The 26,039-nt window shown below is 61.0% G+C and carries 22 protein-coding genes and 4 tRNA genes; 16 read left to right on the top strand and 10 right to left on the bottom strand.

Annotated features, from left to right (window positions below; translation table 11 throughout):
• Positions 1-33 precede the first annotated feature (33 nt).
• The gene (locus HCR76_RS08545; RefSeq protein WP_166989997.1) at positions 34-2,493 is read right to left on the bottom strand and encodes a DNA gyrase/topoisomerase IV subunit A; all 2,460 of its coding nucleotides are present in this window, start codon (positions 2,491-2,493) and stop codon (positions 34-36) included.
• Positions 2,494-2,561: 68 nt separating this feature from the next.
• Here HCR76_RS08545 and HCR76_RS08540 point away from each other — a divergent pair, with 68 nt between their 5' ends.
• On the top strand, positions 2,562-3,692 hold the full coding sequence (locus HCR76_RS08540; protein ID WP_166989995.1) for an alkaline phosphatase family protein: 1,131 nt from the start codon (positions 2,562-2,564) through the stop codon (positions 3,690-3,692).
• Between the two features lie 2 nt (positions 3,693-3,694).
• On the opposite strand, the gene sepH is transcribed toward HCR76_RS08540, so the two are convergent.
• Positions 3,695-4,771 carry a septation protein SepH gene (gene sepH / locus HCR76_RS08535; RefSeq protein ID WP_166989993.1) on the bottom strand — a complete coding sequence of 359 codons (1,077 nt, stop codon included), beginning with the start codon at positions 4,769-4,771 and terminating at the stop codon, positions 3,695-3,697.
• A gap of 231 nt (positions 4,772-5,002) precedes the next feature.
• Between sepH and HCR76_RS08530 the strand changes: the two genes are divergently transcribed.
• A complete protein-coding gene (locus HCR76_RS08530; protein WP_166989991.1) occupies positions 5,003-5,296 on the top strand; it encodes a DUF4193 domain-containing protein in 294 nt (97 codons plus the stop codon).
• Here the strand turns inward: HCR76_RS08530 and HCR76_RS08525 are convergent, their stop codons facing one another.
• On the bottom strand, positions 5,297-5,761 hold the full coding sequence (locus HCR76_RS08525) for a DUF3093 domain-containing protein (RefSeq protein ID WP_166989989.1): 465 nt from the start codon (positions 5,759-5,761) through the stop codon (positions 5,297-5,299). It abuts the gene before it with no gap.
• Positions 5,762-5,800: 39 nt separating this feature from the next.
• Between HCR76_RS08525 and dut the strand changes: the two genes are divergently transcribed.
• The 5 genes from dut to dxs all read left to right on the top strand — a co-directional run bounded on the left by dut (position 5,801) and on the right by dxs (position 12,704).
• Positions 5,801-6,259 (top strand): dUTP diphosphatase, encoded by a 459-nt coding sequence (gene dut, locus HCR76_RS08520; RefSeq protein WP_166989987.1) that lies wholly within the window; start codon positions 5,801-5,803, stop codon positions 6,257-6,259.
• Positions 6,256-6,948, top strand: a complete 693-nt coding sequence (locus tag HCR76_RS08515) for a DUF3710 domain-containing protein (RefSeq protein WP_166989985.1) — start codon at positions 6,256-6,258, stop codon at positions 6,946-6,948. The genes dut and HCR76_RS08515 overlap by 4 nt, the downstream gene beginning before the upstream one ends.
• On the top strand, positions 6,949-7,689 hold the full coding sequence (locus HCR76_RS08510) for a DUF3159 domain-containing protein (RefSeq protein ID WP_166989983.1): 741 nt from the start codon (positions 6,949-6,951) through the stop codon (positions 7,687-7,689).
• A gap of 145 nt (positions 7,690-7,834) precedes the next feature.
• Positions 7,835-10,648, top strand: coding sequence for an aconitate hydratase AcnA (acnA, locus tag HCR76_RS08505; protein WP_166989981.1), 2,814 nt, complete (start codon positions 7,835-7,837; stop codon positions 10,646-10,648).
• 100 nt (positions 10,649-10,748) lie between these two features.
• Positions 10,749-12,704 carry a 1-deoxy-D-xylulose-5-phosphate synthase gene (gene dxs / locus HCR76_RS08500; RefSeq protein WP_166989979.1) on the top strand — a complete coding sequence of 652 codons (1,956 nt, stop codon included), beginning with the start codon at positions 10,749-10,751 and terminating at the stop codon, positions 12,702-12,704.
• A gap of 56 nt (positions 12,705-12,760) precedes the next feature.
• Here the strand turns inward: dxs and HCR76_RS08495 are convergent, their stop codons facing one another.
• From HCR76_RS08495 to HCR76_RS08480, 4 genes are all read right to left on the bottom strand, one after another.
• Positions 12,761-14,857: a 3-hydroxyacyl-CoA dehydrogenase NAD-binding domain-containing protein gene (locus tag HCR76_RS08495; protein WP_166990411.1), complete on the bottom strand. Its 2,097-nt coding sequence runs from the start codon at positions 14,855-14,857 to the stop codon at positions 12,761-12,763.
• Between the two features lie 44 nt (positions 14,858-14,901).
• Positions 14,902-16,101, bottom strand: coding sequence for a thiolase family protein (locus HCR76_RS08490; RefSeq protein ID WP_166989977.1), 1,200 nt, complete (start codon positions 16,099-16,101; stop codon positions 14,902-14,904).
• 70 nt (positions 16,102-16,171) lie between these two features.
• Positions 16,172-17,371 carry an HRDC domain-containing protein gene (locus HCR76_RS08485; protein WP_166989975.1) on the bottom strand — a complete coding sequence of 400 codons (1,200 nt, stop codon included), beginning with the start codon at positions 17,369-17,371 and terminating at the stop codon, positions 16,172-16,174.
• Entirely contained in the window at positions 17,364-17,960 is a 597-nt protein-coding gene (locus HCR76_RS08480; RefSeq protein ID WP_166989973.1) for a DUF3000 domain-containing protein, read from the bottom strand. Before HCR76_RS08480 ends, HCR76_RS08485 begins: the two co-directional genes overlap by 8 nt.
• Positions 17,961-17,985: 25 nt before the next feature.
• On the opposite strand from HCR76_RS08480, the gene HCR76_RS08475 reads away from it, so the two are divergent.
• Positions 17,986-19,206, top strand: a complete 1,221-nt coding sequence (locus HCR76_RS08475; RefSeq protein WP_166989971.1) for an alpha/beta hydrolase — start codon at positions 17,986-17,988, stop codon at positions 19,204-19,206.
• On the opposite strand, the gene HCR76_RS08470 is transcribed toward HCR76_RS08475, so the two are convergent.
• Both HCR76_RS08470 and HCR76_RS08465 read right to left on the bottom strand, forming a co-directional pair.
• On the bottom strand, positions 19,166-19,609 hold the full coding sequence (locus HCR76_RS08470; RefSeq protein ID WP_166989968.1) for a SufE family protein: 444 nt from the start codon (positions 19,607-19,609) through the stop codon (positions 19,166-19,168). The genes HCR76_RS08475 and HCR76_RS08470 overlap by 41 nt on opposite strands.
• Positions 19,610-19,629: 20 nt before the next feature.
• On the bottom strand, positions 19,630-20,541 hold the full coding sequence (locus HCR76_RS08465) for a sulfurtransferase (RefSeq protein WP_166989967.1): 912 nt from the start codon (positions 20,539-20,541) through the stop codon (positions 19,630-19,632).
• Between the two features lie 162 nt (positions 20,542-20,703).
• Between HCR76_RS08465 and zapE the strand changes: the two genes are divergently transcribed.
• The 5 genes from zapE (at position 20,704) to HCR76_RS08440 (ending at position 25,460) form a co-directional block, all read left to right on the top strand.
• Positions 20,704-21,744 carry a cell division protein ZapE gene (gene zapE / locus HCR76_RS08460; protein ID WP_166989965.1) on the top strand — a complete coding sequence of 347 codons (1,041 nt, stop codon included), beginning with the start codon at positions 20,704-20,706 and terminating at the stop codon, positions 21,742-21,744.
• Positions 21,745-21,878: 134 nt separating this feature from the next.
• Positions 21,879-23,120 (top strand): ammonium transporter, encoded by a 1,242-nt coding sequence (locus tag HCR76_RS08455; protein ID WP_166989963.1) that lies wholly within the window; start codon positions 21,879-21,881, stop codon positions 23,118-23,120.
• A 67-nt stretch (positions 23,121-23,187) separates the two neighbouring features.
• Positions 23,188-23,484, top strand: a complete 297-nt coding sequence (locus HCR76_RS08450; protein ID WP_166989961.1) for a hypothetical protein — start codon at positions 23,188-23,190, stop codon at positions 23,482-23,484.
• Between the two features lie 130 nt (positions 23,485-23,614).
• Entirely contained in the window at positions 23,615-24,715 is a 1,101-nt protein-coding gene (locus HCR76_RS08445) for an alanine racemase (protein WP_166989959.1), read from the top strand.
• 10 nt (positions 24,716-24,725) lie between these two features.
• Entirely contained in the window at positions 24,726-25,460 is a 735-nt protein-coding gene (locus tag HCR76_RS08440) for an SDR family NAD(P)-dependent oxidoreductase (RefSeq protein WP_166989957.1), read from the top strand.
• Positions 25,461-25,488: 28 nt separating this feature from the next.
• On the opposite strand, the gene HCR76_RS08435 is transcribed toward HCR76_RS08440, so the two are convergent.
• Positions 25,489-25,564: transfer RNA gene (locus HCR76_RS08435), tRNA-Val, on the bottom strand.
• A 170-nt stretch (positions 25,565-25,734) separates the two neighbouring features.
• Here HCR76_RS08435 and HCR76_RS08430 point away from each other — a divergent pair.
• The 3 genes from HCR76_RS08430 to HCR76_RS08420 all read left to right on the top strand — a co-directional run bounded on the left by HCR76_RS08430 (position 25,735) and on the right by HCR76_RS08420 (position 26,032).
• Positions 25,735-25,806: transfer RNA gene (locus HCR76_RS08430), tRNA-Gly, on the top strand.
• Between the two features lie 56 nt (positions 25,807-25,862).
• A tRNA-Cys gene (locus HCR76_RS08425) sits at positions 25,863-25,933 on the top strand.
• A gap of 27 nt (positions 25,934-25,960) precedes the next feature.
• Positions 25,961-26,032 (top strand) — tRNA-Val (locus HCR76_RS08420).
• The last annotated feature ends 7 nt before the right edge of the window (positions 26,033-26,039 follow it).

The following is a 26,039-nucleotide window of genomic DNA, read 5'->3' as shown; positions in this document are numbered from 1 at the left end:
GCACTAACGGTGCCGTCGGAAAGGGCGCCGTGGTCAGATGTGGTGCCCGAGGGCGGCGACGCTTCCCTCGAGAGGCTCGCCCGACCCGTCACGTTTTGCGCCGGCCGCGGGGAGAACACGAGGAGTGCCGTCCGCACTCACTGCAAACACCGGAGCAGGCCCAACCCACGCTGTTGACAATCGATCTTCGCCCTTGAGCAGGCGCTGGGCGCGAACCCCGCCGGTGGCGCGGCCCTTCTCAGGGAAGTCCGCAAGATACGAGACCTTCGAGGACCCAGGGTCTGTTCCGTCGAGCATCTGTGAGTTGACAGCGACAGTGGCGACAACGTGCTTTCCCTCGCCCGCCCGGGCAACGCCAAAGAACACGGCGAATGCGCCGGGCCCCAGCTTGATGCCAGACATTCCCGCAGCAGTTCGCCCCTGCGGGCGTACCGCTGATGCTGCATACGTCAGCAACTGAGTGTCGGAGGATACGAAAACCAGCTGATCTTCATCGCTCGTCACCGCTGCGCCGACGACCTGATCGCTGTCTTTGAGCGCGATGACATCGAAATCGGGGCCTTTCGGCCATGCACCCATCTGCAGGCGCTTCACTGTTCCGCGGGCTGTTCCGAGCGCGAGAGTGCGTTCCTCGTCGAGTTCGATGATCGTGAGCACGCGTTCAGAGCGATTTCCGAGGGCGAGATAGTCCGAGATCTTCACGCCAGCGCGCAACTGGATGCTGGAGGCGGGCACCGATGGCAAGTCGACGGGTGTGAATCGCACAAGTCGTCCTGTGTTCGTCACGGCACCGAGCTCACGTCGCGTGGTCGTATCGAGAACCGTCAGAATTGCATCGTGCTTGCTCCGTCGCGTCGGGTGTGCGATCTCGGCATCGTCAGTAAGGTCGACGCGCACCGCCCGGCCCGTGGCGCTGAGATATACGCGGCACGGCGAATCCTGAATTTCGAGCACCGGTGCCGCCTTCTTGTTGCGCCCGGTCAGTGCAATGCTCGGCTTCGCCTGCGTGAGGAGCGTGCGTCGTGGCGTTCCGAATTTCTCTGAGGCTTCGTCAAGCTCCTCCGACACTCGAGCACGCAACATCGTCTCTGAGGCGAGCAGTTCCTCAAGCTCCGTGATCTCTTTCTTGAGCTGATCCTGTTCGGCCTCCAGCTCGATGCGGGAGAACTTGGTGAGACGCCGAAGTCTCAGTTCGAGAATGTACTCCGACTGCACCTGGGTGAGGTCGAAGACATCCATGAGACGGGCTCGGGCCTGCTCGCTGTCATCGCTGGTGCGAATGACCTGAATGACCTCGTCAATGTCCAGAATTGCGATGAGGAGGCCCTCAACGAGGTGCAGTCGCTCTTGCCTGCGAGCCAGCCGGAACCGTGACCGCCGAGTGACAACGTCGATTCGGTGGGCAATGTACACCTGCAGAAGCTCTTTAAGCCCCAGCGTGCGCGGTCCGCCTTCAACGAGGGCGACACTGTTGATGCTGAAGGAATTCTCGAGTGGTGTGTAGCGGTAGAGCTGCTCGAGAACGGCTTCGGAACTGAACCCGGTCTTCAGGCCGATGACGAGACGAAGCCCGTGTGCCCGATCTGTCAGATCGGTGACATCCGAGATACCGCTCAGCTTCTTCGACTGAACGCCGTCCTTGATCTTCTCGATCACCTTCTCCGGGCCGACGAGGTACGGCAGCTCGGTGACGACAAGCCCGTTCTTGCGAGCAGTGATCGGCTCGATAGATACTCGTGCTCGAGTTTTGAACGCGCCACGTCCCGTCGCATACGCATCCTTGATCCCGTCGAGCCCCATAATGGTGCCGCCAGACGGCAGGTCCGGTCCCGGAACGAAGGCCATCAGATCGTCCAGCGAGGCATCAGGATTGTCGATCAGATGCCGAGCCGCGGCCACAATTTCAATGAGGTTGTGTGGCGCCATGTTCGTCGCCATGCCGACGGCGATTCCCGTCGTTCCGTTGACAAGGAGGTTCGGGAAGGCCGCGGGGAGCACAGTCGGCTGCCGAAACTGGTTGTCATAATTCGGCACAAAATCCACGACGTCTTCGTCAAGGTTCTCGGCCAGCGCCAGAGCTGCAGCTGCAAGACGCGCTTCTGTGTACCGCTGTGCCGCGGGGCCATCGTCGAGCGAGCCGAAGTTTCCGTGTCCGTCGACGAGTGGCAGGCGCATCGTCCACGGCTGTGCCATGCGAACCAGAGCGTCGTAGATCGCGGTGTCTCCGTGAGGGTGGAGCTTTCCCATCACTTCACCGACGACGCGCGCTGACTTCACGTGCCCGCGGTCGGGACGAAGCCCCATCTGAGCCATCTGATAGATGATGCGTCGCTGCACCGGCTTCAGGCCGTCGCGTGCATCGGGCAATGCTCGCGAGTAGATCACGGAGTACGCGTATTCGAGGAATGACCCCTGCATCTCGGTCGAGACATCGACGTCTTCGATGCGTTCGGCGATCTGGTCGGGGGGAGTTGGTTCTTTCGAGTGGGCCATTCGGTTATGCGGGATCTCTCTGGTGTGCTGAAAGCCGGTCGTCACACGCGTGTGGAAGACTAGCCACGATGACGACAATGCTACCGACCGAAGGCTCGCAGGCCCGGAGCCTTGCCGCACTTGCCCACGAATTCCTTGCAACAATGCAGGGGGGACATGGCGCTCTCGGACTCACCCCTGTGACGTCTGCCGTTCTGGTTGTCGTCGATGGACTCGGTACGTCAAACCTTGCCGAGCGCTCCGGGCATGCTCGTGTTCTCTCGGCGAATCGTGGCCGATCCCTCCGTTCTCCGATTCCCTCAACGACTGCTGCATCGCTCCCCACCATCCTCACCGGTCGATTGCCCGGTGAACACGGGATGGTGGGCTACAAGGTGCGGGACCCACGCACACAGCGACTCGTGAATCAACTCACCGGTTGGGACAGCATCGACGACCCAGACGCATGGCAGCGTTCTCGCACGGTATTCGAGCAGATGAGAACGATCAACGCCGGTGCTGTTGCCGTCGGGCCGGCGAAGTTCGCCGGGTCAGGGTTCACTCAGGCTGTGCTGCGCGGATCACGATATGTGCCCGCCGACGGCATTGCCGAGCGAGTGGATGCTGCCGCAGAAATCGTGCGCCAGAAAGGCCCGCAATTTGTTTACCTGTACATTCCCGAGCTCGACAAGATCGCTCACAAGCACGGTTGGCGCAGCGACAAGTGGCTCGCCGCCCTCGAGATCGTTGACGCGGAATTGTCACGACTGCATTCCCTTGTCGACGCACGACAAACGGGAGTCGTCGTCACAGCAGATCACGGGGTTGTCGACGTTCCCTCTCACGATCAGCTGCTGTATGACGCCATCCCTGGGCTTCGTGATGACATTGAGAACGTCGGAGGCGAGCCACGCTTTCTGCAGCTTTACACATCGGACTCTCGTGCTGCCGAGGTTGCAGCCCGGTGGCGGGACGCATACGGGGATGTCGCTCTCATCGCGACACGCGCAGAGGCGATCGCCGCGGGGTGGTACGGCGCTGTCGCGCCCGAGGTTTCCCCACGGATCGGCGATGTTCTCGTTGCCGCACGAACGCGGGTTGCCTTCTACGACAGTTCGCCGAACTCGGTGACGTCTCGGAAGATGATCGGACAACATGGCTCGCTGTCAGACGACGAGCGCTACACACCGTTCATTCGTCTCGGCGCTTGGGCGATCTAACGTCAATCGTCAGAATCGGACCTCGCACCAAAGACGATCTCGTCCCACGACGGCATGGAAGCACGACCCCGCTTGCTTCGACCCGACGATCGCTTCTCGTCAGAGGACGACTGCGCGTCGGCATCCGTCTGGTCGTCTGAGGCAATCGAACCGAAGTCGAGAGGCGTGTTGGACTCGCCGTCGCGATAGTCATCGTTGTCGATTTCGGCGCTCTCAGGCTCCGGAGCCGCTTCTCGCTGGCCACGGCGTTTACGGAGCGCCTCGAGAAGATCGGCCGTCTGGTTCGACGAACCCTTCTCATCTGAGACGGCACCCCTGTTGATTGCGGCTTGTGATGCCGCCGACGGATGACGAGGCGAAAGCGCGGCAGGTTCGAGCAGAGCAATCGTCTTCGGATCCTCGACATCGGCCTGTCGAAAACGAAAAGCGCCGCTGTCAAATCGCGACTCGTCTGGTGCCGGTGGCTCCGCGTCAATACGTGTGTCCGATTCCACGGCACGAAGACGCGGGATCATGCCGTGCGGAAGCTCGCCCTGCTTCGACAAGGTGATTGCCTCTTGGTTCAGCGGAGCGAGCGTGTGCTTCTTTGGCTCGTAGCTCCACCGAGCGTCGTGGTCGATCGTCGCCGCCGTGAATGACAACTTCACGATCCAGCCATCGCCGGGGTCTTTCCAGCTCGTCCAACGTTCGCCCGTTGCCGCGAGACCCTCAAGTCGCGCAGCGATTGCGGTGCCGAAAGTCGGCTCGTCCCCTCCGGGCATGTCGACAGCTGAAAGCACAGGCACGCTCAATGCTGCTCCGACAATGTGTTCGCGCTCAGCGAGAACGGGACCTTCAAACCGGCGCACGTACTCCGTACTCACACCGGTGAGGTCCGCAACCTCCTCCGCGGACAATCCCGAACGAATGTGCGCCTGAACCTCACGGGGGCTCAGGCGTCGCTCCTCGGCATGTGCGGGCTTCGGCGGCCTGAGGTGAGAGAGCAAAACCTCATTGATGACGATACGGAAGCGTTGCCCCTGCTCCGTGGCAGCGACGAGGGCTCCGTCCTCGACCCCGATTACCTTCAGATCGTGCATGAGCAAATCGCCTTTCCGGCTGGCTACTTCTTAACCCACATCGTCACATGCTTTACCCCGTTTTCGCGGGAATAACGCGGGCGTGCCGTCAGTTGCCTCTGTAACGCAGTCGCAGTTGCTTGTGACGAACAACCGCGGTGAGCGGAAAGCGGTTTGCTCTTTGCGAGTCGATGGTGCAAACTGTGGCCGCCGATTTTGTTTGGCCCCCCTGAAAGTGAGAAGTGGAAAAGAATGGCAACGGATTACGACGCGCCCCGTAAGACGGAGGAAGACTCCGACTCCATTGAGGCACTCAAGGAGCGGGTTCCTGACAAGATGTCAGGCACCGTAGACGTCGAAGACGCCGACAATCCCGGCGGTTATGACCTGCCGGGAGCAGATCTCTCTGACGTCGACCTGGACGTCGTTGTGCTGCCTCCCCAGGCAGACGAGTTCACCTGCGTGAGCTGCTTTATCGTGAAGCACCGCTCGCAGCTTGATCACCAAGAGAAGCTGGGCCCCGTGTGCAAGGAGTGCGCTTCCTGACTATTCGCCCTCAATTCGAGCCGTTGGCCGTCGCGCATCGTTGATCGCGGCGGCCAACGCTTGTGCGGAGCGCGTCGAGAGCAGCCAGTACGGCGTCGGGTCGTCAGGGTCGCTCACAGGCACTCGTACAACGTCTTTCACTCCGCCGCGGATCAGTAGCCACGCTCGAGGGTTGAGATCGCGCCCGCGAGCAGCAAACGCGTCCTCAGAAAGGATCGCTTCGGCCTCCCCGAGAAACTCGATGCCGATACGGGCACGTCCGGCGTGCAACGTCCCGTCCCGAATCTCCACGGTGGCTGCAGACACGACCCAGAGGGTCAGGCACGCAAGGTAGAGAATCGGTGCAGTGATGGCGCCGACAAGCCACGACACGGGCTGCAGCACAATCAGGGTGGCTGGAATGACGAGGAGAAGCGCCCAGGGGATCCACTTCGCGGCCCAGATGCGTTCGTGATAGGTAGTCAATGTCCCTCTTCGATCAGGTTTCTGCACTATTCTCGATCTGTGACTGAAAGCGCAGACATACCTATTATCGCGCCCCAGCCCCCGAGCTACGCCCACCCATTTGATGCTGGCGCCGATCTCGTCGCGGCCGAATCCGTGAGGCTTGAGCCAGGGGAGAGGGCGCTCGTCGGCACCGGGGTCTCTATTGCACTTCCCAACGGGTTCGCAGCGTTCATCGTGCCCCGAAGTGGGCTCGCCGCGAAGCACGGGATCACAATCGTCAACAGCCCGGGGACGATCGACTCGGGATACCGAGGCGAAATCAAGGTGATTCTCTTGAACACGGACGCCCGTGAGGCATACAGCATTGCGGAGGGCGACCGAATCGCTCAGATGATTGTTATGCCGGTCACACAGGCGCGGTTTGTGCCCGTGGACAGGCTCCCCGACAGCGCTCGAGGGGCGTCGGGCTTTGGCTCGACCGGATACCAAGCACGCCAGACAGGAGCTGAATCATGATCTTGCGCAAGAAGAAGACCGAGGCGTCGTCCGAGACAGAGCTCGACGATGACGTCATCGACGAAGCAGAAGGTGCTGACGAGGCTGACGAGGCTGACGAGATCGAGATCGATCCGTCAGAGAAGTCGGCGCCCGCCGACCGAGAAGAGAACGGCCCGTTCGACGAGACGGAGGCGAATCCCATTCGCCCCTACATCGACCTGGGGGGAGTAAAGATTCTTCCTCGAGAAGGACTCAACCTTCGACTCGAAGTTGAAGAATCGTCAAAGCGCATCGTCGCCGTCGGCCTCGACTACGCCGACTCAACTCTCCAGGTACAGCCGTTTGCCGCACCTCGCGGCCGTGGTCTGTGGCACGAGACGCGCGATCAGATCCGCGACCAGATCGACAAACAGGGCGGAACGACTCACGACGTTGACGGTCCCTTCGGACGAGAGCTGATGGCCAGCGTCCCCGTTGCAGCCCAGGGCGATAGCTCGAAGACCCGGGATGCTCGATTCATTGGCGTCGACGGTCCGCGTTGGTTTCTTCGCGGGGTCGTTGCAGGAGCCGGCGCGCGCGAGGGGGAAGCTGCGGACAAAATCGACGATCTCTTCCGCAGCATCGTTGTCGTCCGCGGCGGGCAGGCCATGCCCCCTCGAGACCTGATTCCGTTGAAAATGCCCGAGCAACCAGGCCAAGCTACGTAAATGAGCAACAGCGATTCACGGTCATCAGAGGAGACGCCGTCGACACGAGACGCATTGTCGTCCGAGATCGGCAAGGCAGCTGGCAAGTCATCTCTCTCGGCGCTCGGTTCTGCCGAATCGCTCGATGCGAAGACGCTGATCGCTGCAATGGGCGGCGTCCGCGGCATCCTCGAGGCGATTCTGCCTGGGCTTGTCTTCCTCGTCGCCTACACCGTCAGCCGGCAGCTTCTTCCTGCCATTGTCGCCGCAAGTGTGATCGGCGTGATCTTCACTATCGTTCGGCTGATCCAGCGCCAAACGCTCCTGCAGGCAATCACGGGGCTGATCGCGATCGGCATCTCAGCGGCACTTGCGGCGATTACCGGAAATGCTGAGGACTTCTACCTTCCGGGTTTCTGGACGAACGGAATCTACCTGATTGCTCTCGCAGTCTCGGTTTTCGCCCGCTGGCCGCTGATCGGTGTGCTGGTCGGTGTTCTTACCGGTGATGGCAATGGGTGGCGCCAAGACAACGGTCTCAGACGTTTCTACGCGGGTCTCACGTGGGTCTGGGCCACGATGTTCGCGCTCCGGCTCGTCATTGAACTCCCGCTGTACTTCGCCGGCAGCTTCGTGGCACTCGGGACGATCAAGCTGGTGCTCGGTATCCCTCTGTACGCTCCGCTTCTTGTCGTGACTTGGCTTGCCGTCACGTCAGTGCGAAAGAAGCGTGCCGCTGCAGAGCACGATCACCAGACCTGATAGTGTTATCTTGACATCAAGATAAATATTCGCCGACACTTATGAGCGTCCTGTTAGGTGCACCTTGCTAGCTGTAGGAGTGTCGGAAGGTCAGAATTGACTCTGAGCGTGCGCCCGAAACAAGCGCCAACGAAGGAGAGGCAACGTGTCCACGGTAAATAGCTTTGGAGCTAAGAGCACCCTGACAGTCGGTGACTCCGACTACGAGATCTTTCGCCTCGATGCCGTCAACGGCTACGAGAAGCTGCCATTCAGCCTGAAGATCCTCCTCGAGAACCTGCTTCGCACTGAAGACGGTGCAAACATCACGAAGGCGCACATCGACGCCCTTGGTGCTTGGGATCCCAAGGCCGAGCCGAATACGGAGATTCAGTTCACGCCCGCGCGCGTCGTCATGCAGGACTTTACGGGCGTTCCGTGCATCGTTGATCTCGCCACAATGCGTGAGGCATTCGTGGAGCTCGGGGGAGACCCGAACAAGATCAACCCGTTGTCACCCGCGGAGCTCGTGATCGATCACTCGGTGATCGCCGACGTCTTTGGCACAACGGAAGCACTCGAACGTAACGTCGAGATCGAATACGAGCGCAACGGAGAGCGGTATCAGTTCCTCCGCTGGGGTCAGAGCGCGTTTGAAGACTTCAAAGTCGTTCCCCCGGGCACGGGAATCGTCCACCAGGTGAACATCGAGTACCTGGCACGCGTCACCTACACGCGTGAGGTGAATGGCGCGATCCAGGCATACCCTGACACTCTGGTTGGGACCGACTCGCACACCACGATGGTCAACGGGCTCGGTGTACTGGGCTGGGGTGTCGGCGGCATTGAGGCTGAAGCCGCGATGCTCGGTCAGCCCGTATCGATGCTGATTCCCAAGGTCGTGGGCTTCAAGCTCACGGGAGACATCCCGTCTGGTGTCACAGCGACCGATGTCGTTCTCACGATCACCGAGAAGCTTCGCGAGCACGGAGTCGTCGGTAAGTTCGTGGAGTTCTACGGCTCTGGCGTTGCCGCCGTCCTGCTCGCTAACCGCGCGACCATCGGAAACATGAGCCCCGAGTTTGGATCGACAGCAGCGATCTTCCCGATCGACGACGTCACTCTTGATTACATGCGGCTGACAGGTCGTAGCGAAGAGCAGATCGCTCTCGTTGAGACGTACTCTAAAGAACAGAGCCTGTGGCACGACCCGAGTATCGAGCCCGAGTTCAGTGAGTACCTTGAGCTTGACCTCTCCACTGTCGTGCCGTCGATCGCCGGTCCGAAACGACCCCAGGACCGCATTCAGCTCACAGAGGCGAAAACTCAGTTCGAGTCCGACCTGCACAATTACGCCGACGTCACTCATGACCTCGTCGACCTAGAGGTATCTGAGTCCTTCCCTGCTTCGGATCCCCCGGGGAACACACCGGAAGACGAGCACGTCGTGCATAGCCACAGCCACTTGAGCCACGCTCCACGCACGGCTTCCAAGCCGACGAAGGTCGAGCGTGACGGTGGAGATTCCTTTACCCTCGACCACGGCGCCGTCGCCATCGCCGCGATCACCTCGTGCACCAACACTTCGAACCCGTCGGTGATGCTTGCTGCCGGACTTCTTGCTCGGAATGCCGCGGCGAAGGGTCTCACTGCTAAGCCCTGGGTCAAGACCACGCTCGCGCCGGGTTCGAAGGTTGTCACCGATTATTACGAGAAGGCCGGCCTCACCTCCGATCTCGAAGCCCTCGGTTTCTACACTGTCGGCTACGGCTGCACGACCTGCATCGGCAACTCGGGTCCGCTCGAAGACGATATCTCTGCCGCGGTAAACGACAGCGATCTTGCCGTTACCGCCGTGTTGTCTGGCAACCGAAACTTCGAGGGTCGCATCAACCCCGATGTGAAGATGAACTACCTTGCGAGCCCGCCACTCGTCATCGCTTACGCCCTTGCCGGTTCGATGAACTTCGACTTCGATATTGACCCGCTCGGCACGGATGCTGATGGCAACGATGTTTTCCTGAAGGATATCTGGCCAGACGCAGATGAAGTTCAGGCGACTATCGACAGTTCGATCTCGAGCGACATGTTTTCTCACGAGTACAGCGGCGTGTTTGACGGCGATGAACGGTGGCGGTCGCTTCCCACCCCGACGGGGTCGACATTTGAGTGGAACAGCGATTCGACATACGTGCGCAAGCCTCCGTACTTCGATGGCATGACGCTTGAGACAACACCCGTCTCAAACATTTCGGGCGCTCGGGTGCTGGCCAAGCTGGGGGACTCTGTTACGACCGACCACATCAGCCCGGCAGGTTCGATCAAGGCAGACAGCCCCGCAGGTCGCTACCTCAGCGATCACGGCATCGCGCGTCGTGACTTCAACTCGTATGGATCACGTCGAGGCAACCACGAGGTCATGATCCGCGGAACCTTCGCTAACATTCGCCTTCGCAACCTTTTGCTCACGGACGTCGAGGGTGGGTTCACCCGCGACTTTACGCAGACGGATGCTCCACAGGCGCCGATCTACGACGCATCCGAGCGCTATCAGGCGGCAGGCACCCCGCTGGTCATCCTCGCCGGCAAGGAGTACGGCTCCGGCTCGAGCCGCGACTGGGCGGCCAAGGGAACGTCACTTCTTGGTGTGCACGCCGTCATCGCTGAGAGCTTCGAGCGCATTCACCGCTCGAACCTGATCGGAATGGGTGTCATCCCGCTTCAATTCCCTGCGGGGAAGACGGCCGACGACCTCGGACTCGATGGAACCGAGGTCTATGCAATTTCAGGAATCGACGAGCTGAACAACGGAAAGACGCCGTCGACGGTGCACGTCACGGCAACAGCGAGCGAGCACTCCGCCGAGGGTAAGCAGCCCGTTGAGTTCGACGCTGTCGTCCGAATCGATACGCCGGGAGAGGCGGATTACTACCGCAACGGGGGAATCCTGCAGTACGTGCTTCGCAGCCTTGCTTCCTAACTGACCTGCCGATGCCCCTGGGCGCTCCGTGCGAGCGGACCAGGGGCATCGGCGTAGAGTTGATGCTTATCGGATTCACGTTCCTGCGAGGTGCTGCTGCATGACGCTTCTTGAGTCGATCTCTGGCCCACGAGATCTCGATGCGCTGTCTGGGGCACAACTTGAACAACTTGCCGAGGAGATCAGGCAGTTCTTAATCAGCGAAGTTTCGCAGACGGGCGGCCATCTCGGGCCCAACCTCGGTGTTGTCGAACTCACCGTGGCTCTTCATCGCACGTTCGATTCGCCGCACGATGCCGTCATCTTTGACACGGGTCATCAGTCGTACGTTCACAAGCTGATCACCGGACGACAGGACTTCTCACGACTGCGCCAGCGAGGTGGGCTCGCCGGGTACCCGCAGCGATCCGAGTCTGCCCACGACATCGTCGAGAGCTCGCACGCGTCAAGTTCGCTGAGCTGGGCGGACGGCGTCTCTCGCGCATTTGAGCTCACGGGGCAACACGACAGATGTGTCGTCGCCGTAGTGGGCGACGGGGCGCTCACCGGTGGAATGACCTGGGAAGCTCTCAATAACATTTCTGATGACAACACACGCCGCCTGATCATCATTGTTAACGACAATGGCCGGTCCTATGCGCCAACGATTGGCGGAATGGCCCGATACCTCAACACTGTACGCACGGGCAGAACGTACCGATCGCTGTACCGTTCGAGTGAAGCTGCGTTCAATCGTATGGGACGACCCGGGCGCGCTGTCTATCGCGGTGTGCGCGGCGGCATCCACGGATTTCTCAGCCGATTTACGAACAATGCGGCACTGTATTCGAACCTCGACATCAAGTATGTCGGGCCGATCGATGGGCACGACATCAGCGCGATGAGGGAGGCCCTCGAGCAGGCGCGCGACTATGCCGCACCTGTGATCGTGCACGCCATCACGGAGAAGGGTCGCGGTTATCCTCCGGCCCGACACGACGAGGTCGATCAATTCCACGCCGTGGGAAAGATCGACCCGGCAACGGGGCGTCCGACGGCGACGGATGCCAGCGAATCCTGGACACGTGTTTTTAGCGAGAGCCTTCTGCAGCTCGGCGCGCAGAACGAGAAGATCGTGGCCATTACAGCTGCGATGCTGCGCCCGACGGGTCTCCACCTCTTTGCAGAGAAGTTTCCCCATCGTGTGCACGATGTCGGGATCGCCGAGCAACACGCAGTGACGAGCGCCGCAGGTCTTGCCTACGGTGGGCTACACCCCGTCGTTGCTCTCTATGCGACTTTCATGAATCGGGCGTTCGATCAAGTGCTCATGGACGTCGCACTGCACAAGGCAGGTGTGACCTTCGTTCTCGATCGCTCGGGGATCACTGGACCCGACGGTCCATCGCATCATGGCATCTGGGATCTCTCCATTCTGCAGGCAGTGCCGCACATTCGCATCGCTGCCCCTCGTGACGCGGAACGATTGCGCGAAGAGTTGACCGAGGCCGTGGCCGTTGGCGATGCCCCGACCGTCGTTCGCTTCCCCAAAGGTGCAGTGAGTGACCCGCTTCCAGCTGAATACAGATGTGATGACGGCGTGGATGTTCTGCGGTCGTGCGACGACAAAGACGTGCTCATCGTCGCCGTCGGCTCGATGGCCGGCACCGCTCTTGATGTGGCGGACAGGCTCGCAGATCAGGGCATCGGCGCCACAGTTGTCGATCCGCGCTGGGTCGTGCCTGTCGCAACAAGCGTTGTCGACCTTGCGCGAGACCACCGGCTTGTCATCACGATCGAAGACGGAGTTCGTGTCGGGGGAATCGGCACACGCATCAGGCAGGTTCTCCGTGGAGCAGGGGTCGACACAGCTGTCGACGAGCTGGGAATGCCAGATGAATTCATCTCTCACGGGTCTCGAGAGGAGATTCTGGAAGATGCCGGTCTGACCGGTCGTCAGATCGCCCGGGACGTTGTCGCTCAGGTCTTGGGCAGCAGAATTCCGATTGCACGGCCAACGAGCGACTCAGATGCCAGGGGTGTGCACGCAGAGTCGAGCGACAAGAAGATCAGCTGATTCCGCAAAAAAGCGAGCTACTCCGGTCAGAGCAGCTCGCTTTTCGCCAGGCGCGGTTATTCGCCGAGTGCCGTCATCGGAGGGTGATGGAAGGTATCTGAGAACACTCGTTCACTAGCGCCGACTCGGTCGAGATAGGGTGTGACACCGCCCATCTGGAACGGATAGCCGGCACCAAGGATGAGGCAGAGATCAATGTCTTCGGCACCGTGAACGACGCCGTCGTCCAGCATCCGATGAATCTCGTCAGCCAAGCCGTCTTGAACGCGGCGGAGAATCTCGCTCGTGTCAAGTGGTGAGGTTCCTCCCGACACGATCTTGAGAGCTTTCTTATCGAAGCCCTTGATCTTCCCCTTCGCATCTTTCTCGAAGAGCGCGCCGTATTCGGCGAGCTTGTGCAGATTCTCGGAGTCGTAGAAGCGGTCAGGGAACGCACGATGGTGAGTGTCGAGCACGTGAGCACCGACGCGCAGCCCGACGAGGTCTAGCAGTTCGGATGGCGCCATCGGCAGACCAAGTGGCGCCAGTGCCGCATCAACATCGGAAAAGCTCGTACCGCTGTCAACGGCATGCATTGCCTCGCCGAGAAGTTTCGCCAGCACTCGATTCACGACAAATCCTGGGGTATCTCGCGTAATCACAGCATTTTTTCGCAGGCTCTTCGCCGTCGCCATCGCCGTTGCGAGAATGGCATCGCTCGCACCCGGCGTTCGCACAACCTCGATGAGTGGCATCACTGCAACCGGGTTGAAGAAATGGAAGCCGACGAGGCGTTCGGGATGCCTCAACTTGGCGCCGATCTGCTCGACGGAGAGTGACGACGTGTTTGTCGCGAGAACAGCTTCCTGAGAAATGTGCGGTTCGATGTCGGCGAAGACATCTTGTTTCACGCCAAGCTCCTCGAAGACCGCCTCGATCACCCAGTCGCAGTCAGCGAACTCTGCTTTATCCGTCGTACCGTGAACGAGCGCAGTAAGGCGATTGCTCTCGTCTGACGAGATGCGGCCCTTCTCGTGCAGCTTGTCGATCTCGGCCCGAATTGTGGCCACGCCCTGATCGACACGCTTCTGGTCGAGATCGGTGATCACGACGGGAACACGGAGTCGCCGTGCGAAGAGAAGTGCGAATTGCGTAGCCATGAGACCTGCACCGATGACACCGACCTTGGTAACGCGCTGCGCAAGGTCTTTGTCCGGTGCACCCGCCGGCCGTTTTGCTCGCTTCTGCACGAGATTGAACGCGTACACCGAGGCTCGAAACTGCTCACCGGCGATCAGTTCAGCGAGGGCGTCATCTTCGAGCGCGAAGCACTCGGCTTTCGACCCGGACTTCGCCGCTTTCAACAGGTCGAGTGCCTTGTAGGGCGAGACAGGCACGGTGCCAATCTTCGACTCGAGCATCTTGCGGGCGATGCCGATCGCAGCGTCCCATTTAACCGCTCGTTCAATCTTTCCCGGCGCGTTCTTGCGCTTCGGGATGATTGTGCCGTCAATCACGTCTGAAGCCCATGCGATCGATTCCTCGAGGAATGTTGACGCGTTGAACATCGCGTCGGCGATGCCGAATTCGAACGCTTTCGGAGCTTTCAGCATCCGGTTCATCTTGAGCGGGTTCTCGATCATCACGGTCAGGGCGTTCTCGATGCCGATGAGGTTGGGCAGCAAGTATGATCCGCCCCAGCCGGGAATGAGACCGAGGAACACCTCAGGCAGAGCAATGCCCTGCGCAGACGCGTCGATGGTGCGATAGTTGGCGTTCAGACCGATCTCAAGCCCGCCGCCAAGCGCGAGGCCGTTGATGAAGACGAATGTCGGCGCACCGAGGTTGTCGAGTTTGCCGAAGACATGATGCCCGAGCTTCGGCAGTAGTGCGGCAATCTCACGCGAGGGAATGTCATTCACCTTCGAGAGGTCGGCTCCGGCTGCCAGAATGAACGGCTTGCCTGTGATCGCGACGCCCTCGATCTCGCCGGCGGATGCCCGGGCTCTGAGCGTCTCGAGCGTCGCGTCGAGCTCAAGAAGCCCCACTGGGCCGAATGTGTTCGGTCGTGTGTGGTCCTTGCCGTTGTCGAGGGTCACGAGCGCAAGTGTCTTACCCGACGGCAAAGCAACATCTCGAACGTAACTGTGGGTCACCACTTCGTCTGCAGACATCTCGACAAGCGGTGTGAAGTCGATTGTTGAATAGGTAGTTTCAGTCACTTCCGTCGTCCGTTCCACGCGGGGTTCTCCCAAATCACTGTGCCGCCCTGTCCGAGTCCGACGCACATGGCTGTGACGCCATAGCGCACCTCCGGGTGCTCAGCGAACTGCGCTGCCAGCTGAATCATGAGGCGAACGCCGGATGCCGCAAGGGGGTGACCGATGGCAATGGCGCCTCCCCATTTGTTGACACGAGGGTCGTCGTCAGCGATGCCAAAATGATCAAGGAACGAGAGCACTTGAATGGCAAACGCTTCGTTCAGCTCGAACAGCCCGATGTCGTCGATGCTGAGACCAGCCTTGCGCAAGGCCTTCTCCGTTGACGGAACGGGCCCGAGTCCCATGATTTCCGGGTCGACGCCCGCGAACCCGAAACTCACCATGCGCATCTTCGGTGTGAGACCATGCTCCTTCACTGCGTCCTTACCTGCAATGAGGCTCACTGTGGCGCCGTCGGTGAGCGGAGACGATGTGCCAGCGGTCACGCGACCGTGCGGGCGGAACGGCGTGCGCAGTCCGGCGAGCCCTTCCATCGTCGTCTCGGGCCGCATCCCCTCGTCTGCCGTGGCGAGCCCCCAGCCGGAGTCACTCCGAGTGGCCACGGGTATCAAATCGGGCTGAAGCTTGCCGTTCTCGTACGCCGCGGCAACCTTATGCTGGCTGAGCATGCCGAATTGGTCGGCTCGCTCCTTCGTCAGGTGCGGGAAACGATCGTGGATGCGCTCAGCTGTCTTTCCCATGTCAAGGGCATCAGCGCTGACGAGCTTCTCAGCGAGGAACCGCGGGTTTGGATCTGCCCCAATCCCGAGCGGATGCCGACCCATGTGCTCGACGCCACCAGCGATCGCGAGGTCATATGCCCCAAATGCGACACCGCCGCCCACCGCTGTTACGGCGGTCATGGCACCCGCGCACATGCGATCTATGGCATATCCAGGTACGGACTGGGGGAGTCCCGCCAGCAACGCTGTCGTGCGCCCCAGCGTCAGGCCCTGATCGCCCTGCTGCGTCGTCGCGGCAATCGCTACCTCGTCAATTCGGTCTTTGGGGACGTCCGGGTTCCGTTCCAGAAGCCCGATCATCGCCTTGACGGCGAGGTCGTCGGCGCGGGTCTGCCAGTACATTCCCTTTTCACCTGCCCGACCGAACGGGGTTCGAACGCCGTCGATGAAATAGACATCTGCGTTGATCGTCACGCTGCCTCCTTATGGGTTCTTCTCGACACTATGAGGCAATCGGGGCGTTCTGAGAATCCTTTGCTTCTTTCTACGATTCGGATTCCGGCTCGGGTGCACCACTTTGGGCAGCCTCCACAAATGCACGCGCGATCGATTGTGCAGTTGCTTCACATTGCCAGGGTCGCGCGCCCGCGTCGCGCAACGCTGCACCGATCTGATCGGCCGTCTGAGGCGCTGGCGGATTCCACGCGACACCGCGCAGAATCGAGGGCTTGAGCAGATTCTCAATGGGCATCCCGAGGGCGTCAGCGATCTCGGCAACGGCAGGTTTTGCACGCTTCAGCCGAGCATCGGCTTCGGGGGCACGATCTGCCCATGCGCGGGGAGGGGGCACGTGGTCGCCAGTGGACCGTCTGGCTTCCGGCAGGTCTGTAGTGGTCAAACCGCGTTCGATCGCGGCCCACCACCGGTCAAGCTCTGTTCGGCTGGCGCGTCCGCTGAATTCGCGCATTCCCGCAAGGGCTTCTTTCGTGCGCGGCGTTGCTTTCACGACAGCGACGAGCGAGCGATCCGGCACGAGCCGGCCCGGCGCCGTATCTGTCTCCTGAGCAAGAGCGTCACGTGACTCCCACAGTTCCTTGGCGACGGCGAGGTGACGTGATCCACGTGAGGAATGGATGCCGCTGAGTTTCCGCCAGGGGTCAGCACGCGGTGGCTTCGGCTCGGCGTTCAGCTCGGCCTCAAACTCCTCTCGCGCAATACGGGTTTTGCGCTGTTCGACAAGTCGCTGTTCGAGCTCGTCGCGAACGTCGATGAGAAGCTCAACGTCGAGCGCCGCATACTCGAGCCACGACTGCGGAAGCGGCCTCGTCGACCAGTCTGCGGCCGAATGCTCCTTTGCAAGGTGAACCCCGAGACTGTCCTCGACGACGGCCCCCAGACCGACCTTCGGCATGCCGAGGAGCCGTGCCGCCAGTTCCGTATCGAAAAGTACGCGCGGATCGATTCCAACCTCACGCAGGCACGGAAGATCTTGGCTCGCGGCGTGCAGCACCCATTCCTCGCCGCCGATCAGCTCATTGAGATCGTCGAAGCATCCGATTGCCGGTGCATCGAAGAGGAACACTCCGGCCCCTCGGCGAAAAACCTGAATGAGATACGCCTTCTGGGAGTATCGATACCCAGAGGCGCGTTCGGTGTCGACGGCGACGGGGCCGGATCCGGCAGCGATCGCGCGCAGGGAACTGTCGTATTCGGTTCGTGTGTCTATGACGTGACGGTCAGTCACGAGCCGTCCTGCGGGCGGAAAGCAATGTCACTCCTTCTGTCGTGGGAGGCAGTCCTGCAAGCATGCACAGAAGCTCGGCCCAACCTTCCACATGGGCGGACACACTGGACTCGAGAGGAGTCCACGATGCCCGCAATTCAATTTGTGCCCCGTCGCCCTGGTCTGCCAATTCCCCAAACCCTGTCGAGAGAATTCGTGTGGCGGTGCCAGAGGCCGCCGTGTATTTCGCATCCCGTGCGTCGAGAGCATCAACAAGCCACGACCATGCAACATCTGTGAGAAAGGGATCGAGGCCGATCTCCGTCTCGAGCGGCGCCTGCGCGAAGCACACGACACGAAAACGTCCGTGCCACGACGATGGCTCACTCGGATCGTACAGGATGATGAACCTGCCGGTGCCGAGCTCCGAGTCGGTTCCATGAGCATTCGGACGCACGTCAGCCGAGAGCGCGAGCGCATGGGGGGCGAGTTGAGCGGGTGCCGGAATCTCAGAGACCACAAGCTCATCACGAAGATTTGCGGCGCGGATGGCGGCGACGGCATCCGTGAATTCTTGGGGCACGTCTTCGGGTTCTGGTCGCTCAGCCACACCCAGAGACTAGAGTTATTCTTCGATGAAACCTCAGTGCCACGCCGACCACGGCTCTCGCCGTTGGCTGCCGCTTTTACTTGCCGCGCTCGGCGTCACGCTCGTCGGAGCGTTTTTCGGAATCACTGCGGAAGTCGCCAGGACCGTCGTACGCACGGGATCGACGCGTTCTCATAACACACGCGTCACGCACGTCGATACCGTGGCGAATACTGTCACGATCACGTCGACTCCCGACACGCGTCTGCCCGGGCGATACGGCCTGTGGGTCAACAGGTCCAGGGACTTTCTTCGCCTTGGCGAGATTATTGCCGAGACGCCGCACACAGTGACGCGTCGGGTGCTCTCCGATTTACCCGGCCACGTGCAGCGTGGAGGAGCTTCCTTCACCGGATGGTTCTACCGTGACGCCTCTGAACTGGGTTTGCCTTTTGTCGACTGGACAATTCGTACGGATGACGGAACCGCACCGGCCTGGTATTTTCCCTCGGCATCCGAAAAGACGAAGGGTTGTGCGGTTCTCGTTCATGGCAGGGGAGTGCAGCGCAATGAAGTGTTGCGCGCCGTGCCTGTATTTCACAATGCCGGTTACGACGCTCTCGCGATCTCATACCGCAATGACGGCGATGCGTCAGCGTCGGCAGACAAGCGGTACGGCCTGGGAATGACCGAGTGGAAAGACGTGCATGCCGCGTTGAGCGAGGCACTCACGGCGGGCCACACGAAATTTGTACTCATGGGCTGGTCGATGGGCGGAGCAATCTGCCTGCAGACGGCCGCACGCTCCGCTCACGCTCCGCGCATCACAGGTCTGGTTCTGGAGTCACCCGTCGTCGATTGGCGGTCGGTGCTTCGTTATCAGGCGCGTGCGTCCCGCATTCCCGCGCTCGTGCGTAACGCAGCAATGTGGCTCATCGGCCATCGGCTGAGCAGAATCGTCACGGGACAGCACCAGCCGATAGATCTCGACAGCCTCGATCGCGTGGCGCACGCCGCCGACCTCACGCATCCAGTGCTCATCGTGCACAGCGACGATGATGGCTTCGTCCCTTCGGATGCCTCACACGCCCTCGCCGAGGCGCGCCCCGACCTCGTCACACTCGAGACGTTCGCCGTCGCCAGACACACAAAGCTATGGAACTTCGACAGCGAACGCTGGAATCGCGTCATTGCACGCTGGCTCGCCGAGCACACTCACAGCTCAATCAGCCGGAAGGGCTCGACTTCTCGCGAACCTGACGTTTGATGCGCGCGAGCATGCCGCTCATTCCGCTCAGCCGAAGCGGGGAAACGGCGCGCCCAAGCCCGAGCATCTGTGGAAAGTCATTCGGAATCGACAGCGCATCTTCTGAACTGAGCCCCTCGATACCCTGAGCGAGGATGCTGGCGAAGCCCCGCGTCGTCGGCGCTTCTTTGGGAGCGGACGCGATAACGGTCACCGCGCCATGCGTAATCTCAACGGTCAAGAACACCGGGGACTGGCATTCGACGACCCTTTCAAGCAAATCGGGATGATCCGCATACTTCTCGGGCAACTCGGGCAGCTCGTTCGCGAAATCGAGAAGCAGCAGAAGTCGGTTCTGCTCGTCGAGCTCGAGAAACTCGTCGCGAATTTCGGCAAGAGCGTCGCTCAGGGGGGCATCGACCATGGTTGTTGGTTCCTTCCCGCTCACGAACTGCGCGGTTCAGGTGCTTCGCCGCGATCATCACCGAGAACGATGGGAACACCGACGGAGCTGCCCCATTCGGTCCAGGAGCCGTCGTAGTTGCGAACGTTCGACAGCCCGAGCAGATGGCGCAGCACAAACCAGGTGTGGCTCGAACGCTCTCCGATGCGGCAGTATGCGATCACGTCATCGCCGTCACTCAGCCCAGCACCATCGCGATACACCGATTCGAGTGCACCGACCGGCAAGAACGTGCCGTCCTCCGCGACAGCCTTGCCCCACGGAACGCTGGACGCACTCGGAATGTGCCCGGCTCGAAGGGCGCCTTCTTCCTGGTACGCGGGGGCAGTCGTTCGGTCACCGCGATACTCCTCCGGCGACCTCACGTCGATGAGCGGATTGCCGAAGTGTGCAAGCACATCGTCACGGTATGCGCGCAACGTCGAGTCGTCGCGCGCCACGACGGGGTAATCCGTCGCTGACCTGCTCGCGACATCTGTCGTGATCTCGCGTCCTTCAGCGATCCACTTGTCTCGCCCTCCATCGAGCAGACGCACGTCAGTGTGCCCGAAGAGGCTGAACACCCACAGCGCGTATGCGGCCCACCAATTGCTCTTGTCACCGTAGATGATGACTGTGTCGTCGCGGGAGATGCCCTTACGGCTGAGCAGAGCGGCGAATCCTTCGCCATCCACGTAGTCGCGGGCCACCGGGTCGTTGAGTTCCGTGTGCCAGTCAACCTTGACGGCACCGGGGATGTGTCCAGTCTCGTAGAGAAGAACGTCTTCGTCGGACTCGACGATCACGAGGCCGGGGGAGTCGAGATGAGCCTGAAGCCACTCTGTGCTGACGAGCCGTGTCGGGTCTGCATAACCCGTGAACTTCTCTGTACCTGCATCGGCCTCAACCGCCATCGTTCCTCCTCTGGTTTTGGTCCCCGGTCACATGCAATCACAGCGGTTAAGCTGGATGCTGTCATGCCCGACGATACGCTCGCGGGCTGAGAGTTGTCGTGCGTCAGCGTAAGAGTCTGACACAAGCCGACAGTCCGCATTCAGATGAAGGCTCCTCACCCGATGAATATTCCCCCGTCACACGCCGGGACCGTCAAGCACCTCGTCGATCGACGTCCCGAGATGTCGGGGGAAGACCTCGCAGCCAATCTCGCGCCCCCGCCTCAGTTCGAGGCGGCGAGCTTCGATTCCTATCGCCCAGACGGCGAATACCCGTCTCAACAGGCAGCCGTCGATTACTTGCGTACATTTTCTGCTGGGCAGACTCCGAAGAAGGCGAAGTTCTTCTCGCGCAAGCCGAAGCCGGATGCGCTGAAACCCGGCGTCTACCTTGATGGCGGCTTCGGCGTCGGCAAAACACACCTGCTGGCAGCGCTGTGGCATGCTGAGCCTGGAACAAGGAAATACTTCGGAACCTTCATCGAGTACACGGCCCTCGTCGGTGCTCTCGGCTACGTCGGCACCGTCTCGTTGCTCACCGGATCGTCGCTCATCTGCATTGACGAATTCGAGCTCGATGACCCGGGCGACACCATGATGATGACGCGGCTGCTCACGGAGCTGGCAGCCACGGGCACTCGGTTGGCTGCAACGTCGAATACGCCGCCAAATGCCCTCGGCGAAGGCAGGTTTGCCGCACAGGACTTTCTTCGCGAAATCCACTCTCTCTCGAGCACGTTCGAAACTCTGCGCATCGACGGCACTGACTACCGAAGGCGTGCCATCGAGGGAAACTGCGTCACCGTGACCGATGGCGAGATCGATCAGGCGATTCAGCGCGCCACGGCATCCGGGACCACCATGACCGATGACAACTTCCGGACGCTCATCGAGCATCTCGCCATCGTTCACCCCTCGAGGTTCATCCGTCTTCTCGACGGGGTTGACGCGATCGCAATCAGAAACACAACAGAACTCGATTCGCAAGCGTCGGCCTTGCGACTGGTAGCTTTCATCGACCGCGTATACGACGCGCAGATTCCTATCGTCGCCAGCGGCATCCCCCTCGACACCGTCTTTTCTGACGATATGCTCTCCGGTGGATTCCGCAAGAAGTACCTGCGAGCCATGTCTCGAATGATCTCGCTATCGACCGCTGCCTGAAACCTGCCGTTCACAGAGCGCGGTTTTTGTCACCACTCTGAAACACGGACTGCCCACTCCGGAAACATTCCCGCCCGAAGCTGAGTGCACCGACGATGATTACCGCCGGTCCGCACCACCGAGAGGTAGAGAATATGGATACCGGAAGCATCGCGTGGGCGGTCACCGCCACAGCGCTTGTGCTCCTCATGACACCGGGAGTCGCCTTTTTCTATGGCGGCCTCGTCAAGGCAAAGAGCGTCGTCAGCATGATGATGATGAGCTTCGGAGCTCTCGCCCTGATCGGCGTGCTGTGGGTGCTCTACGGCGCCAGCATGAGTTCCGTCACTGGACTGTGGGACTTCTCAGGCAACCCCGTGGCGGATCTCGGGCTCACGTCACTCGCTTCGGGTGAGACCGCGAACACCGATCTGCTCGGATCAGCGTTCAGCGCGACATTCGCGATCATCACCGTTGCGCTTATCTCGGGGGCAATCGCCGATCGCGCACGGTTCGGATCGTGGATGCTGTTCGCCGGCGTGTGGGCGACCCTCGTGTACTTCCCCGTAGCCGCATGGGTGTGGGGCGGAGGCTGGATTTTACATCTCGGCACGATCTTGTTCGGTGCAGACAGCGCAGCAGCGGTTATCGATTACGCGGGTGGAACTGCAGTGCACATCAATGCCGGGGCAGCTGCACTCGCTCTCGTTCTCGTGCTGGGAAAACGATCGACGTTTGCCAAGGGCGCAGATAAGCCGCACAATGTGCCGCTCGTGCTTCTCGGTGCAGCGCTTCTCTGGTTCGGATGGTTCGGGTTCAATGCGGGAGCCGAGTGGACGAACGGACTCGACGGTGTTGGTCTGATTACCGTGAACACGCTTGGCGCGACTGCCGCCGCCATTATCGGCTGGCTCATAGTTGAACGGGTCAAAGACGGCAAGTCCACGTCGGTCGGCGCAGCATCCGGTGCCGTCTCCGGCCTTGTGGCCATCACCCCGGCATGTGCCAATCTCACCCCGGGGTGGGCGCTGCTGCTCGGTGCACTCGCCGGAACCGTGTGCGCACTCGCCGTCGAGCTCAAGTTCAGGCTCGGGTACGACGACACGCTCGATGTCGTCGGCATCCACCTGGTCGGAGGGCTGATCGGCACGCTCTATCTGGGATTCTTCGCTACGGGAACCGGGTTGTTTCTCGGAGGCGGGCTTCAGCAGCTCACGCTTCAGACCGTTGCGGCGCTTGCGGTTCTGGGGTACAGCTTCGCCGTCGCGTGGATCGTCGGAACCGTCATCGAAAAGACAATCAAGTTCCGCCTTGAGCCAGACGCAGAGGTCGCTGGCGTCGACAACTCCGTGCACGGAGAGAGCGCCTACGCCATGGAGGTTCGCGAGATCGCGTGAGGTCTGGCTCTAGGGTGTCTCGGCCCGTCGCGTCGTGCGGGCCGCAACACCTCGCTACGCTGGGGATATGACTCGACTTGTCAGCGCCTATCGCACCACGCAGACCGACCAGATCACACAGGATGCTGCTGAAGTCACCGAGGCGCGCGCAATGATCGAGCAGGTCGTTCCCGACGGGTTCGAGATTATTCAACTCGACATCGGAAAGATCGATGGCGGCACTCGTGTGACCGGGATCATCCGCTCAACAGCGGTGACCCCGATTGAGGCGACCGGGGCCGACTACGTGAGCGCACGCGACGCGCTGAAGGCGAAGGTTCCGGAGGAGAGCGTCAGCTTGGGCATCCTCATTGCCAAGCCGTAGTCGTTTTCTCGTGACCCCTTAACAGACGCCAGCGCCCGTGAGAGAATCGCCAGATCGAGACGTGGGCGGCGGCGGTGAGCGGTCAGATGACGAACACCTCGCGCTCGACACTCGGGTGAGGTGAGTCTTCATGCATCGATTCTCCGAGATTCTAGCGGGCAATGATCGTCTGCAGGAGAGCCCGGCCGCCATCGTGTTGCGCGACACGCTGAGCGAGAATATCGCTCGCATGCAGAGGTTCGCCGATTCACACGGCAAAAGCCTTCGCCCCCACGTTAAGACGCACAAAAGCATCGACATCGGATGCCTGCAGATCGCTGCGGGTGCGCACGGAATCACGGCGGGCACTGTCGGCGAAGCCGAAGTATTCGCCGAAGCCGGAGTGACAGACATTTTCATCGCGTACCCGCTCTGGGCTGCAGGTTCCAAGGCCGGGCGGTTGCGCTCGCTCGCGTGCCGAACGAAACTGAGCATCGGTGTGGAGAGCAGAGATGCCGCAGACACGCTCAGCGAAGCTCTCGGGGAGTTGCGCACAGAAGTCTCTCTTGTCATCGAGATCGAATGCGGGGCCGGTCGCTCCGGTGTCGACCCTCGGGCGGCCGGAGCGCTCGCGCGTTACGCTGTCGACCGCGGTTTTCCCGTTCCGGGCGTGTACACATACCCGGGACACGGCGGTGTCCCAGGTGAACGCCGACGGGCCGCTCGAGATCAAGAAGCAGCTCTCACTGCTGCCGTTCACAGCATCGAGGCGAAAGGACTCAGCGTCGATCTCGTTAGCGCGGGATCGACCCCGACCGCTGAATTCTCGATAGATCGCGTGATCACGGAGATCCGACCGGGGGAGTACGTCTTCAACGATGGTGACAACCTCCGGCTTGGTGCCTGCCGCGAATCTGACATCGCTTTGTTCGTCGCAGCGACAGTTGTCAGTGCGCAGGAGCCTGGCCGCGCAATTCTCGATGTGGGATCGAAGGCTCTCGGGCGTGAGGGAGACGCCGAACGCGGCTTCGGAACGGTGCCGGGACTCGGCCACCGTCTGCACAAGCTCAACGAGTATCACGGGTATCTTGAACTGCTGGCTGACGGGCCGCAGCTGCCTGTCGGCACGATGGTGCCGGTACTGCCGAACCACGTTTGCCCCGTCGTGAACAGCTTTGACGAGCTCACCGTAGTGATGCCAGACGGCACGTGCGAGATGTGGCCGGTATCGGCACGCGGACGGCTGAACTGAGGAGGAAGACATGGATGCTCGCGCGCTGCGCGTTCTCATCACAGGTGCGTCGAGCGGCATTGGCGAAGCTGTCGTCAAGCGCTGTAGGCGCGATGGGGCGCGACTCGTGCTCACGGGCCAACGCGGTTCTCCCCCCATAACCCTGGGGGATGATGAGTTGTATATTTCCGGCGACCTTTCTGACGAGAGCTTTGTCTCCGACCTGGTCGACCGTGCGATCGCAGAGCTCGGCGGGCTTGACGCGGTGCTGCTCGTGCACGGACTCCAGCAGGAGGGACCTCTCACAGAGATGCCCCTCGATGATGCTCGGGCCTTGCTCGATGCCAACGTCCTCAGCGTATTCAGCGTTATCAAGCACTCAGCTGCACACATGTCAGACGGAGGCGCGATCGTGTGCGTTGCATCTCGCCTCGGCATTGCAGGCATCGCGGATCAGGTGATGTATTCTGCAGCCAAGGGCGGCCTCATCATGCTGGCAAAGGGCGCGGCCATCGAGCTGGCACCTCGCAATATTCGCGTCAATGTCGCTGCTCCAGGGCTAACCGTCACTCCCGTGATCGAATCGTGGATGCAGAAGCATCCAGACCCTGAGCAGTACCGTGCAGAACAAGCTGCGACAATCCCGCTCGGGCGGCTCGCCGATCCTGCGGAGGTCGCAGAAGCGATCTACTTCCTCGGGTCGCCGGCCTCCTCATACATCACCGGTGCGGTGCTGCCGATCGACGGGGGATATACGGCCGCGTGAGCGACCTACGCACCCACGCGGACTGTGGTGGTGGGCGATACCAGACTCGAACTGATGACCTCTTCCGTGTGAAGGAAGCGCGCTACCAACTGCGCCAATCGCCCGAACCGGCGTACTGCCGGAACGACACTCGATACTAACCGAGAAAGTTTCTTCACGCACAATCGATGGCGCGCTGGCTCCCGAGCGCATAACGACACGCGCGAGATGCGTCAGTTTGAACATTCGCAGACATTTCGGTTACAGTTTTTGAGCACGCAGAAATGTGAGCAATGCGGATGTGGCGCAGTGGTAGCGCATCACCTTGCCAAGGTGAGGGTCGCGAGTTCGAATCTCGTCATCCGCTCGAGTGCTGAGGATCAGTCTCAAGGCTGGTTACGGCCTGTGGGCATGCCCACACGCGGTGGCGTGGCCGAGAGGCGAGGCAGCGGCCTGCAAAGCCGTCCACACGGGTTCGAATCCCGTCGCCACCTCGACTCAAAGTGAATAGCCCCAAACGGGCGCGATTGGCGCAGCGGTAGCGCGCTTCCCTGACACGGAAGAGGTCACTGGTTCGATCCCAGTATCGCGCACAGAAAA

Source organism: Paramicrobacterium chengjingii (assembly GCF_011751765.2).
Lineage (GTDB): Bacteria > Actinomycetota > Actinomycetes > Actinomycetales > Microbacteriaceae > Paramicrobacterium > Paramicrobacterium chengjingii.
The sequence above is the reverse complement of the archived record's forward strand: the minus strand, read 5'-3'. Positions and strand labels throughout refer to the sequence as shown.